The organism is Ramlibacter sp. P4_H7 (assembly GCF_056400765.1).
Genome location: NZ_JBFUKP010000025.1, coordinates 27,001 through 38,273 on the forward strand (window position 1 = coordinate 27,001; position 11,273 = coordinate 38,273).

Below are 11,273 nucleotides of genomic sequence, written 5' to 3' on the forward strand. Positions count from 1 at the left end.
AACGAAGTGAACGTGGGGGTCCATGTTAGACGGCGCTCAGGCCAGTTCTTCCTTGCGGATGCGCGTGATCGGCGCCAGCACCGTGGCCAGGCCCTGCATCTGCGCGATCACCTCGTTCATGGTTCCCTCGCGCACGCTGTGCGTGAGCAGGATCAGGTCGGTCTGGGTGGATCCCTTGCCGCCGATGGCCGAGGCTTCGCGCTGCAGCATCGCGTCGATGCTGATCCCGGCGGTGGCCAGCAGGCTCGCCACCTTGGCCAGCACGCCGGCCTGGTCGGCCACGCGCAGGCGCAGGTAGTAGCTCGTGACCACCTCGCTCATCGGCAGGATGGATTCGTCGCTCATCGCATCCGGCTGGAAGGCCAGGTGCGGCACGCGGTGCGCGGCATCCACCGTGTGCAGGCGCGTCACGTCCACCAGGTCGGCGATCACCGCGCTGGCGGTCGGCTCGCTGCCCGCGCCCTTGCCGTAGTACAGCGTGGTGCCGACGGCATCGCCCTGCACCATCACGGCGTTCATGGCGCCTTCCACGTTGGCGATCAGCCGCTTGGACGGCACCAGCGTCGGATGCACGCGCAGCTCGATGCCCTTGGCCGTGCGCTTGGCGATGCCCAGCAGCTTGATGCGGTAGCCCAGCTGCTCGGCATATTCGATGTCCACCGAGGACAGCTTGGTGATGCCCTCGACGTAGGCCTTGTCGAACTGGACCGGCACGCCGAACGCGATGGCCGACATGATGGTCGCCTTGTGCGCGGCGTCCACGCCCTCGATGTCGAAGGTGGGATCCGCCTCGGCGTAGCCCAGGCGCTGCGCCTCCTTCAGCACCACGTCGAAGTCCAGGCCCTTGTCCCGCATCTCCGACAGGATGAAGTTGGTGGTGCCGTTGATGATGCCGGCGATCCACTCGATGCGGTTGGCCGTGAGGCCCTCGCGCAGTGACTTGATGATCGGGATGCCGCCGGCCACCGCGGCTTCGAACGCCACCATCACGCCCTTGGCATGCGCGGCGGCGAAGATCTCGGTGCCGTGCACCGCCAGCAGCGCCTTGTTGGCCGTCACCACGTGCTTGCCCTGCGCGATCGCTTCCATCATCAGCTGGCGGGCGATGCCGTAGCCCCCGATCAGCTCGATGACGATGTCGATGTCGGGATTGGCGATGATCTCGCGCGCGTCCTTCACGACCTTGGCGGTGTCGCCCACCACGGCCTGCGCGCGGGCGGTGTCGAGGTCGGCCACCATGGTGATGGCGATGCCCCGGCCGGCGCGGCGCTGGATCTCGGCCTGGTTGCGCTTGAGGACGTTGAAGACACCGCTGCCCACGGTGCCGATGCCCAGGAGGCCGACTTGGATCGGTTTCATCTTGCCTCCCGACGAGCCGCCTCTAGCGAGGCAAGCGCCCCCTGGGGGGGCAGCGGAGACACGAAGTGCGTAGCTTGGGGGCTCATGAACTGTGACGCTTGCGATAGTTGTCGAGGAAGCGCGCGATGCGGCCGATGGCCTCGCGCAGGTCGTCCTCGTGAGGCAGGAACACGATGCGGAAGTGATCGGGCTGCGGCCAGTTGAAGCCCGTGCCCTGCACCAGCATCACCCGCGTCTCCTGCAGGAGCTCCAGGAAGAACTGGCGGTCGTCCTGGATCGGATAGAGCTTGGGGTCCAGGCGCGGGAACATGTACAGCGCGGCCTGCGGCTTCGCGCAGGTGACGCCGGGAATGGCGGTGATCAGTTCGTAGGCCAGGTCGCGCTGGCGGCGCAGCCGGCCCCCCGGCTGGATCAGCTCGTTGATGCTCTGGTAGCCGCCCAGCGCCGTCTGGATGGCCCACTGGCCCGGCACGTTGGCGCACAGGCGCATGTTCGAGAGCATCGTGAGGCCCTCGATGTAGTCGGAGGCGTCCTTCTTGTCGCCCGAGACCACCACCCAGCCCGCGCGGTAGCCGCAGGAGCGGTAGCTCTTGGACAGGGAGTTGAAGGTGAGCGTGAGCACGTCTTCCGACAGGCTGGCGATGGCCGTGTGCTTCACGCCGTCGTACAGCACCTTGTCGTAGACCTCGTCGGCGAAGATCACCAGGCCATGTTCGCGGGCGATGGCGACGATCGCCTTCAGCAGCTCGTCGGAGTACAGCGCGCCGGTCGGGTTGTTCGGATTGATGACGACGATGCCCTTGGTGGAAGGCGTGATCTTGCGGCGGATGTCGTCCAGGTCGGGCATCCAGCCGTTGGACTCGTCGCACATGTAGTGCACGGGCGTGCCGCCGGAGAGTGCCGTGCTCGCCGTCCACAGGGGGTAATCGGGCGAGGGCAGCAGCAGCTCGTCGCCCTCGTTCAGCAGCGCGTTGGTGGCCATCGCGATCAGCTCGCTGGCACCGTTGCCCAGGTACACGTCGTCGAGCGTGACGCCCTTGATCCCCTGCTGCTGGGTGTAGTGCATCACCGCCTTGCGCGCGGCGAAAATGCCCTTGCTGTCCGAATAGCCGGCCGAATTCGGCAGGTTGCGGATCATGTCCTGCTGGATCTCTTCCGGGGCGTCGAACCCGAACACGGCGAGGTTGCCGATGTTCAGCTTGATGACTTTGTGGCCCTCTTCCTCCATCTGCCGGGCGGCGTCCATGATGGGACCCCGGATGTCGTACAGGACGTTGGCGAGCTTGGTGGATTTTTGGACGGTCTTCAAAAGCCCTCCCGGGGGCGGTGACACGAGGTGAAACCTATAATTTGACCATAAGTCCACGCGCGCTCCTCCGGGCGAGGCCATCTCCGCACCGCCCCATCCGCCTTGAAGCTCCAGCCCGATCAGTCCGACGCACCCACCATCACGGGCTATGGCCCCGGCTGGGTCGGCGTGGGGCCGGAAAAGATCACGCACAACGTGGTGCTCGGCTCGCACGGTGAGCGCCTGGCATGGGCCGGAAGCTTCGAGGAGCTGGGGCCCGCGCATTTCGCGCAGCTGGCGGAACTGAAGGTGGAGGTGGTGATCTTCGGCAGCGGCCCGAAGATCCGCTTTCCCAAGCCGGCCTGGCTGGAAGCGCTGGCCCGGCGCCGCATCGGCATCGAAACCATGGACACCCCGGCGGCCTGCAGGACCTACAACATCCTGGCGCAGGAGGGGCGCGACGTGGCAGTGGCCCTGCTGCTCGACCTGCCGTCCTGAAGCGGCCCGGCGGCGGATCGCCGTTTCGCGGTAAAATCACCTGTTGCGACGGGGCCTGCGCGCACCTCGCCGCCAACGAGCAAGACTGTCACACAGAACCACACACGCTAGGACCTTATGGCGATCGTTGTCAACAAACCCCTCCCCGAATTCGAAGCGAACGCCACCGGCGGCACCAAGGTCACCAATACATCGCACCTGGGCCAGGTCCTGGTCCTGTACTTCTATCCGAAGGACAACACCCCCGGCTGCACGACGGAAGCCATGCAGTTCCGCGACAAGTACAAGGACTTCGTCAAGGCCGGCGCCGTGGTGATGGGCGTGTCGCGCGACAACATGAAGTCGCACGACGAGTTCAAGTCGAAGCTGGAGCTTCCCTTCGAGCTCATCGCCGACACCGAGGAAAAGATGTGCCACATGTTCGGCGTCGTGAAGAACAAGATCATGTACGGCAAGAAGGTCAAGGGCATCGAGCGCAGCACCTTCCTGGTGGGCGCCGACGGCATCCTCAAGCAGGAATGGCGCGGCCTGAAGGTCCCCGGCCACGTGGACGACGTGCTGAAGGCCGTCAAGCTGCTGAAGAAGGCGGCCTGAACCCCGCACTGCCGAGCTTGACGCGTTGACACAACAGGAAGCCGGCTGACGTTGTTCCGTCATCCTGGGCGTGCATAATGAATTCATGCCGTTGATCCCGACGCGACGCGTCATCACCGTCAGCCCGAAAGAAGCCGCCCGGCCCGCCTGGCGGCTTTTTTGTTTCTCGCCAACCTCATCAGGAAGCCCAACTCCTCATGCCCCTGCCCCCCGCCCCGACCAAGCGCGCTGCCATGCTCCCGCCGGAAGCCTTCGACGCCCCGGCCCGTTCCTCGCACAAGGCGGCGCGAAAATCGGAGGCACCGTCGGCCGATAGGCCGGTGGCCGAGCACCCGCAGGCCGAAGACGAGTTCGACCCGCGCGCCGGCGGTGGCGACGTCGCCGTGGGCAGCTATGACGTCGAGGTCGAGACCTACCTGGACGAGCCCCAGCCCGGCCGCAAGAAGAAGGACCTGACGGTCCCCGCCCCCGCGCCCAAGAAGAAGAAGCCGAGCGGCCCCTCCAAGATGTTCGTGCTGGACACCAACGTCCTGATGCACGACCCGATGAGCCTGTTCCGCTTCGACGAGCACGACATCTTCCTGCCCATGGTGGTGCTGGAAGAACTGGACGGCCACAAGAAGGGCACGACCGAGGTGGCACGCAACGCCCGCCAGGCCAGCCGTTCGCTCGATGCGCTCGCCGGCGCCCCCGGCACCGACATCGCCCACGGGCTCAAGCTCGAGAGCACGGGCCACAAGGAAGCGGGCGGCTGCCTGTTCTTCCAGACCATGCCGCTGTCGCCCACGGGCCTGCCCATGGGCCTGCCGCCCGGCAAGGCGGACAACCAGATCCTGAGCGTCGTGCAGGCGCTGCAGGAAAAGCATGCGCCGCGCGAGGTGGTGCTGGTGTCCAAGGACATCAACATGCGCGTCAAGGCGCGCGCCCTCGGCCTCAAAACTGAGGACTACAAGAACGACAAGACGCTGGACGACCTGGACCTGATGTACTCGGGTTCGCTCGCCCTGCCCCCGGACTTCTGGTCCAAGCACGGCAAGACGGTCGAGAGCTGGCAATCCGGCCTGCACACCTTCTACCGCATCAGCGGGCCGATCGTGCCCAGCCTGTTCATCAACCAGTTCGTGTACTTCGAGGCGCCCGGCGAGCCCAGCCTGTATGCCCGCGTCACGGAGATCCGCGGCAAGACCGCCGTGCTCAAGACGCTCCGGGACTACGGACACCTGAAGAACTGCGTGTGGGGCGTGACCACGCGCAACCGCGAGCAGAACTTCGCGATGAACCTGCTGATGGATCCCGAAGTGGACTTCGTCACCCTCACCGGCACGGCCGGAACGGGCAAGACGCTGATGGCGCTGGCCGCGGGCCTCACGCAGGTGCTGGACGATCGCCGCTACACGGAGATCATCATGACCCGCGCCACCGTGAGCGTGGGCGAGGACATCGGCTTCCTGCCCGGCACCGAGGAAGAAAAGATGGGCCCCTGGATGGGCGCACTCGACGACAACCTGGAAGTGCTGGGCAAGACCGACAGCAACGGCACCGGGGAATGGGGACGCGCCGCCACCAACGAGCTGATCCGCAGCAAGATCAAGATCAAGAGCATGAACTTCATGCGCGGCCGCACGTTCCTGAACAAGTACGTGATCATCGACGAGGCGCAGAACCTGACGCCCAAGCAGATGAAGACGCTGATCACGCGCGCCGGCCCCGGCTCCAAGATCATCTGCATGGGCAACCTTGCGCAGATCGACACGCCCTACCTCACCGAGGGTTCGTCGGGGCTCACCTTCGCGGTCGACAAGTTCAAGGGCTGGCCGCACAGCGGGCACATCACCCTGGCACGGGGCGAGCGTTCCAGGCTGGCGGACTTCGCCAGCGAAGTGCTGTAGCGGTCCTTCGAAGGCGTCGCTCGCGGCGCTTCGAGTGGGGCAACCCCACACCAAAAAGCCGGGTCAAGCCCGGCTTTTTCTTGGAGCGCAACCGCGCCCCGGACATCGCGCGCGTCCCGCGCGACGGCAGCGGATCAGCGCCGTTGCGCGTTCTCGTCGCAGGGAGGGCAGTTGCTGATGCCGCGGCCCAGCGGCGTGTAGCGCAGGACCTTCGATAGGCCCTGGCGGCCGCTCGCCGCCCGCGCGACCAGCGTCGTCGCACCGAGCGCGCCCACCGTGCGCACCAGGTAGTTGCGGTGCGTGCGTGTCACCTGCCACAGCGCGATGCCCAGGCCCAGCACCAGCCAGTGCTCGCCGGGAAAGCCGGGCCGCGCCTCGTCGGCCGCCTTCAGTTTTGCGATGGGAGAAGGCTCCTCCAGCTCGGGAGGGATCTGCTCGACGGCCATCGGCACGTTCGCCTCGGCCAGGGTGGGCACCAGGTTGATCTCGTCCATGCAAGTCTCCAGGGATTCTGGACGAAGCATCGCGCGCGCCGGGCGCGCGCGAAGTAGGAAGAGACGCCAAACGGATGCGTCAGAAGTCGGCGTTGCCGGTCGCCAGGTTTTCGAACTTGGTCAGCTGCTTGATGAAGGCGAGCTTCACCGTGCCGGTGGGTCCGTTGCGCTGCTTGGAGATGATCACTTCGGAAACGCCGGGCTCCTTGGAGTCCTTGTTGTAGTAGTCGTCCCGGTAGATGAACATGATCACGTCCGCGTCCTGTTCGATCGCGCCCGATTCGCGCAGGTCGCTCATCATCGGGCGCTTGTCGGTGCGGGCTTCCACGCCCCGCGACAGCTGCGACAGCGCGATCAGCGGACAGCCGAGCTCCTTGGCGAGCATCTTGAGCCCGCGCGAGATCTCGCCCACCGCCGTGGCGCGGTTTTCCTCGCTCATGCTGCTGGACGTGCTCATCAGCTGGAGGTAGTCGACCACGATCAGGCCGAGCTTGCCGCCGCACGTCCGTGCCAGCCGGCGGGCGTTGGCGCGCAGCTCGCTCACCGTGAGGCCGGGCGTCTCGTCGATGTGCAGGGAGATGTTGCGCAGCTTCTCGATGGCCTCCGTCAGGCGGGGCCACTCGTCGTCGGTGAGCTTGCCGGTGCGCAGGTGGCCCTGGTCGATGCGGCCGATGGAGCCGACGATACGCACCGCCAGCTGCGAGGCGCCCATTTCCATGGAGAACACCGCCACCGGCAGGCCCTCGTTCAGCGCCACGTGCTCGGCGATGTTGATGGCCAGCGAGGTCTTGCCCATGGAGGGACGCGCCGCCAGGATGATCAGGTCGCCCGCCTGCATTCCCGAGGTCATGCGGTCGAAGTCGTAGAAGCCCGTCGGCACGCCCGTGATGTCGTTCGGGTTGTCGGCCATCTCCTGGACGCGGTCCAGCAGCTGCACCACCAGGCTGTCCATGCCCTGGAAGCCCTGCTTCATCCGGGAGCCTTCCTCCCCGATGTTGAAGATCTTCTGCTCGGCCTCGTCAAGGATCTTCTCGACCGCCTTGCCCTGCGTGTTGAAGGCGGCGGTGGCGATCTCGTCGCTGGCCGACACCAGCTTGCGCAGGATCGAGCGCTCGCGCACGATCTCCGCGTAGCGGCGGATGTTGGCCGCGCTCGGCACGTACTGCGCGAGCGAATTGAGGTACGGCAGGCCGCCGACCTCTTCCGCATGCCCCAGCCCCTGCAGTTGCTCGAACACCGTGATCACGTCCGCGGGACGGTTGCTGTTGATCAGCGCACCGATCGCCGCGTAGACCAGCTTGTGCTCGTACCGGTAGAAGTCGCCGTCGACCAGCAGGTCGCCCACGCGGTCCCAGGCCTGGTTGTCCAGCAGCAGGCCGCCCAGCACGCTGGACTCCGCCTCGATCGAATGCGGCGGAATGCGCAGCTGCGCCACCTGCCGGTCGCGGGGGAAATCGTCTTCGACGGCGGTCAGCACTGCGGACATGGGTTCACTCTCTCCTCAAGCATTGGATTGTCCCGCCCACGCTGTAAAGATGTCCAGTGATAACCATGGGGAGCTCCTCTGGGCAAGCTGTGGACAGCGGCGTCCAACGCTGTGGATCGATCGTGGACAGCCAGGGGAGAACGCGTGGTCAACGCGGGATAACTTTCATGGGCGCACGGCAAAGAAAAAGCCGCCCGGAGGCGGCTTTCCTGTGAAGGGCCGGGAGGCGCTTACGCGGTCTCGCCGTACACCGTCACGTTGACGTCGACCACCACGTCCGTGTGCAGGGCCACGGAAACGGTGCTGTCGCCGACGGTCTTGATCGGGCCGTTGGGCATGCGCACTTGCGCCTTGGCCACGGGGAAGCCCATCTTGGTCAGTTCTTCGGCGATGTCGTGGTTGGTGACGGACCCGAACAGGCGACCATCGACACCGGCCTTCTGGGTCAGCTTGACGGTCTGGCCGGCCAGCTTCTCGCCTTGTGCCTGCGCGCCGGACAGCTTGGTGGCGGCCTGCTTTTCCAGTTCGACGCGCTTGGCTTCGAATTCGGCCTTGTTGGCTTCGGTGGCGCGGCGGGCCTGGCCCTGGGGGATCAGGAAGTTGCGCGCGTAGCCGTCACGCACCTTCACGATTTCGCCCAGGTTGCCCAGGTTCACGACTTTCTCGAGCAGGATGACTTGCATGGGGACGTCCTCAGATGCGGTGCTGGTCGGAGTACGGCACCAGGGCCAGGAAGCGCGCGCGCTTGATGGCGGTGTTCAGCTGGCGCTGGTAGATCGCGCGGGTGCCGGTGAGGCGCGCCGGGATGATCTTGCCGTTCTCGGAGATGAAGTCGCGCAGGGTGTCGACGTCCTTGTAGTCGATTTCCTCGACGCCGGCGACGGTGAAGCGGCAGAAGCGCTTGCGCTTGAACAGCAGCGACTGGGTGTTGCGCTTCGGACGCTTGTCCTTGTTGAATTTCTTGAAAGTGGCCATGTGGGACCTCTACGAAAGTTGATCTTGCTGAAATGACTGGATGTGCAGGACCGGGTGCTTGCCGTGGCGGGGAGCGGCCAGGAAACCGGTGAACCGGAATCCGCTGCCGACTGCCTGCCGGGAGAGCGTTTCCGCATCCGTCCCGAACGCCACCGCCTTGATCTCCACCTTCACCTGCCGTTTCAGCCCTGCTTCCAGGGTTTCGGACTCGTGTTCGAGCCGCAGGTCGAGGGCGGGCAATCCGGCGGGGGTGTAGCGCAGGGCCGCGGCCTCCGCGATACGCGCGCTCAGGATCGTCTGGTTCACACCCGGCGAAAGCCGCCGATTACGACTGGAACTCCGCCTGCTGCGCCTTGCGGGCTTCCTCGCGCTCCACGGTCTTCATCATGGAGGACGGGCCCGTGTCGGCCTTCTTCTTCACCACGGTCAGGTGGCGCAGGACGGCATCGTTGAAGCGGAACGCATGCTCCAGCTCGCTCATCACGGGCTGGTCGGCCTCGATGTTGATGCACAGGAAGTGGGCCTTGGCGAGCTTGTTGATCTGGTAGGCCAGCTGGCGGCGGCCCCAGTCTTCGACACGGTGCACCTTGCCGTTGCCGGCGGTGATCATGCCCTTGTAGCGCTCCAGCATGGCCGGAACCTGCTCGCTCTGATCCGGGTGGATCAGCAAGACGATTTCATAGTGACGCATTGAGACTCCTTGTGGATGGCGCGCCGCGCATTCGCGGCGCCGGAAGAGCCGCCCCCGGCGTCAAGACGGGGTGCGGCAAGGGAAGCCCAAGATTATAGCCCGGGAGCGAAGGCGGTGCCCTGCCGCCCCTTCGGGCACGGCTCGGCAGGCGGGCGAACCACCGGCCACCACAGGCCTGCGCCCATGAAAAAAGCCCGCCGGAGCGGGCTTTCGGGTGCGACGTTCAGGAGGTTCAGTCGCGGGCGTAGATGTCCACGTCCTTGGTCTCCCGGATGAACAGCATGCCGATCACGAAGGTGGCGGCAGCGACGATCACCGGGTACCACAGGCCGTAGTAGATGTCGCCGGTCGCGGCCACCATGGCGAAGGCCGTGGTGGGCAGCAGGCCGCCGAACCAGCCGTTGCCGATGTGGTACGGCAGGCTCATCGAGGTGTAGCGGATGCGCGTGGGGAACAGTTCCACCAGCATGGCCGCGATCGGGCCGTAGACCATGGTCACCAGGATCACCAGGAACACCAGGATGGCCAGCACCATCGGGGTGTTCATCTTGGCCTTGTCGGCGGGCTGGGTCAGGCCGGCCGCCTTGGCCGTGTCACCGACCTGCTTCTTGAAGTCGCCGATGGCCTTGGCAGACTCGGTGGAGAAGCCGTGGCGCTCGGCGTTCAGCGTGGCCGTCGGGGCCGTGATCACCTTGTCGCCCAGCGTGATGGTGGCGGCGGAGCCGGCGGGGCCGATCTTGTTCTCGTACGGGATGTACGACTGCGTCAGCGTGCGCTTGGCGATGTCGCAGGACGAGGTGAAGTCGATGTCGCGAGCGATCGGGCTGCCCTGGAAGGAGCACTGCTTCGGATCGGCGGTGATGCTCACCTTGCTGGACTGCTGGGCGGCGACGATGCCGGGGTTGGCGGCCTTCAGCAGCATGGGGAACACCGTGAAGTAGGTGAGCGCGGCGATCAGGCAGCCCGCCATGATGATGGGCTTGCGGCCGATCTTGTCGGACAGCGCACCAAACACGATGAAGAAGGGCGTGCCGATCAGCAGCGACGCGGCGATCAGCAGGTTGGCCGTCGTGACGTCCACCTTGGCGATCGTCGTCATGAAGAACAGCGCGTAGAACTGGCCCGTGTACCAGACGACGGCCTGGCCGGCGGTCAGGCCCAGCAGCGCCAGGATCACGATCTTCAGGTTCTTCCACTCGCCGAAGGACTCGGTCAGCGGCGCCTTGGAGGTCTTGCCTTCCGACTTCATCTTCTGGAAGGCGGGCGACTCATTGAGGCTCAGGCGGATCCAGACGGACACGGCCAGCAGCAGGATGGAGACCAGGAACGGGATGCGCCAGCCCCAGTCGGCCCAGGCCTTCGGGTCCATCGATTCGCGCACGCCCAGAATCACCAGCAGCGACAGGAACAGGCCCAGCGTCGCCGTGGTCTGGATCCACGAGGTGTAGGCCCCGCGCTTGCCGTGCGGCGCGTGCTCCGCCACGTAGGTGGCCGCACCGCCGTACTCGCCGCCGAGGGCCAGGCCCTGCAGCATGCGCAGCGCGATCAGGATCACTGGCGCCGCGATGCCGATGGCCTTGTAGCTGGGCAAGAGGCCGACGATGAAGGTCGACGCGCCCATGATCAGGATGGTGACCAGGAAGGTGTACTTGCGGCCGATCATGTCGCCCAGCCGGCCGAACACGATGGCGCCGAACGGGCGCACCAGGAAGCCGGCGGCGAAGGCGAGCAGCGCGAAGATGTACGCAGAGGTCGGGTCCAGTCCCGAGAAGAACTGCGCTGCGATCACCGCCGCGAGCGAACCGTACAGGTAGAAGTCATACCACTCGAACACGGTACCGAGCGACGAGGCGAAGATGACCTTCTTTTCCTCGCGGGTCATCGGCTGGTCGACGCTGGTACGGCCTGCGGTAGCGGCAGAGGCTGTGGCCATGTTGTCTCCTTTTGTTGGATGGCGCAGTGTTTGAATACCGTCTGACGCTAGGCTGACGCGAGCACG

At 65.7% G+C, this 11,273-nt stretch carries 12 protein-coding genes; 3 read left to right on the plus strand and 9 right to left on the minus strand.

The window, feature by feature from the left end:
• Positions 1-36: 36 nt before the first annotated feature.
• Both AC1DSA_RS23730 and AC1DSA_RS23735 read right to left on the minus strand, forming a co-directional pair.
• Positions 37-1,359, minus strand: a complete 1,323-nt coding sequence (locus AC1DSA_RS23730) for a homoserine dehydrogenase (protein WP_477893365.1) — start codon at positions 1,357-1,359, stop codon at positions 37-39.
• A gap of 82 nt (positions 1,360-1,441) precedes the next feature.
• Positions 1,442-2,668, minus strand: coding sequence for a pyridoxal phosphate-dependent aminotransferase (locus tag AC1DSA_RS23735; RefSeq protein ID WP_477893366.1), 1,227 nt, complete (start codon positions 2,666-2,668; stop codon positions 1,442-1,444).
• 102 nt (positions 2,669-2,770) lie between these two features.
• On the opposite strand from AC1DSA_RS23735, the gene AC1DSA_RS23740 reads away from it, so the two are divergent.
• The 3 genes from AC1DSA_RS23740 (at position 2,771) to AC1DSA_RS23750 (ending at position 5,628) form a co-directional block, all read left to right on the plus strand.
• Positions 2,771-3,145, plus strand: a complete 375-nt coding sequence (locus tag AC1DSA_RS23740; RefSeq protein ID WP_477893367.1) for an Mth938-like domain-containing protein — start codon at positions 2,771-2,773, stop codon at positions 3,143-3,145.
• A gap of 117 nt (positions 3,146-3,262) precedes the next feature.
• The gene (locus AC1DSA_RS23745) at positions 3,263-3,739 is read left to right on the plus strand and encodes a peroxiredoxin (RefSeq protein WP_477893368.1); all 477 of its coding nucleotides are present in this window, start codon (positions 3,263-3,265) and stop codon (positions 3,737-3,739) included.
• A gap of 197 nt (positions 3,740-3,936) precedes the next feature.
• Positions 3,937-5,628 (plus strand): PhoH family protein, encoded by a 1,692-nt coding sequence (locus tag AC1DSA_RS23750; protein ID WP_477893369.1) that lies wholly within the window; start codon positions 3,937-3,939, stop codon positions 5,626-5,628.
• Between the two features lie 134 nt (positions 5,629-5,762).
• Here AC1DSA_RS23750 and AC1DSA_RS23755 read toward each other — a convergent pair whose 3' ends face one another.
• From AC1DSA_RS23755 to AC1DSA_RS23785, 7 genes are all read right to left on the minus strand, one after another.
• Positions 5,763-6,122, minus strand: coding sequence for a hypothetical protein (locus AC1DSA_RS23755; RefSeq protein WP_477893370.1), 360 nt, complete (start codon positions 6,120-6,122; stop codon positions 5,763-5,765).
• Between the two features lie 79 nt (positions 6,123-6,201).
• On the minus strand, positions 6,202-7,608 hold the full coding sequence (dnaB, locus tag AC1DSA_RS23760) for a replicative DNA helicase (protein ID WP_477893371.1): 1,407 nt from the start codon (positions 7,606-7,608) through the stop codon (positions 6,202-6,204).
• 230 nt (positions 7,609-7,838) lie between these two features.
• Entirely contained in the window at positions 7,839-8,291 is a 453-nt protein-coding gene (gene rplI, locus AC1DSA_RS23765) for a 50S ribosomal protein L9 (RefSeq protein WP_477893372.1), read from the minus strand.
• Between the two features lie 10 nt (positions 8,292-8,301).
• Positions 8,302-8,583: a 30S ribosomal protein S18 gene (gene rpsR / locus AC1DSA_RS23770; protein WP_135264841.1), complete on the minus strand. Its 282-nt coding sequence runs from the start codon at positions 8,581-8,583 to the stop codon at positions 8,302-8,304.
• A 9-nt stretch (positions 8,584-8,592) separates the two neighbouring features.
• Positions 8,593-8,889 carry a primosomal replication protein N gene (priB, locus tag AC1DSA_RS23775; RefSeq protein ID WP_477893373.1) on the minus strand — a complete coding sequence of 99 codons (297 nt, stop codon included), beginning with the start codon at positions 8,887-8,889 and terminating at the stop codon, positions 8,593-8,595.
• Positions 8,890-8,908: 19 nt separating this feature from the next.
• Complete coding sequence (rpsF, locus tag AC1DSA_RS23780; RefSeq protein ID WP_477893374.1) at positions 8,909-9,274, minus strand: 30S ribosomal protein S6; 366 nt, start codon at positions 9,272-9,274, stop codon at positions 8,909-8,911.
• Between the two features lie 232 nt (positions 9,275-9,506).
• Positions 9,507-11,207: an MFS transporter gene (locus AC1DSA_RS23785; protein ID WP_477893375.1), complete on the minus strand. Its 1,701-nt coding sequence runs from the start codon at positions 11,205-11,207 to the stop codon at positions 9,507-9,509.
• Between the last annotated feature and the right edge of the window lie 66 nt (positions 11,208-11,273).

Bases quoted from the DNA above. Each gene is read 5' to 3' on its own strand.
- AC1DSA_RS23730 (WP_477893365.1), bottom strand. From the start codon at position 1,359: ATGAAACCGATCCAAGTCGGCCTCCTGGGCATCGGCACCGTGGGCAGC.
- AC1DSA_RS23745 (WP_477893368.1), top strand. From the start codon at position 3,263: ATGGCGATCGTTGTCAACAAACCCCTCCCCGAATTCGAAGCGAACGCC.
- AC1DSA_RS23750 (WP_477893369.1), top strand. From the start codon at position 3,937: ATGCCCCTGCCCCCCGCCCCGACCAAGCGCGCTGCCATGCTCCCGCCG.
- AC1DSA_RS23755 (WP_477893370.1), bottom strand. From the start codon at position 6,122: ATGGACGAGATCAACCTGGTGCCCACCCTGGCCGAGGCGAACGTGCCG.
- dnaB (WP_477893371.1), bottom strand. From the start codon at position 7,608: ATGTCCGCAGTGCTGACCGCCGTCGAAGACGATTTCCCCCGCGACCGG.
- rplI (WP_477893372.1), bottom strand. From the start codon at position 8,291: ATGCAAGTCATCCTGCTCGAGAAAGTCGTGAACCTGGGCAACCTGGGC.
- rpsR (WP_135264841.1), bottom strand. From the start codon at position 8,583: ATGGCCACTTTCAAGAAATTCAACAAGGACAAGCGTCCGAAGCGCAAC.
- rpsF (WP_477893374.1), bottom strand. From the start codon at position 9,274: ATGCGTCACTATGAAATCGTCTTGCTGATCCACCCGGATCAGAGCGAG.
- AC1DSA_RS23785 (WP_477893375.1), bottom strand. From the start codon at position 11,207: ATGGCCACAGCCTCTGCCGCTACCGCAGGCCGTACCAGCGTCGACCAG.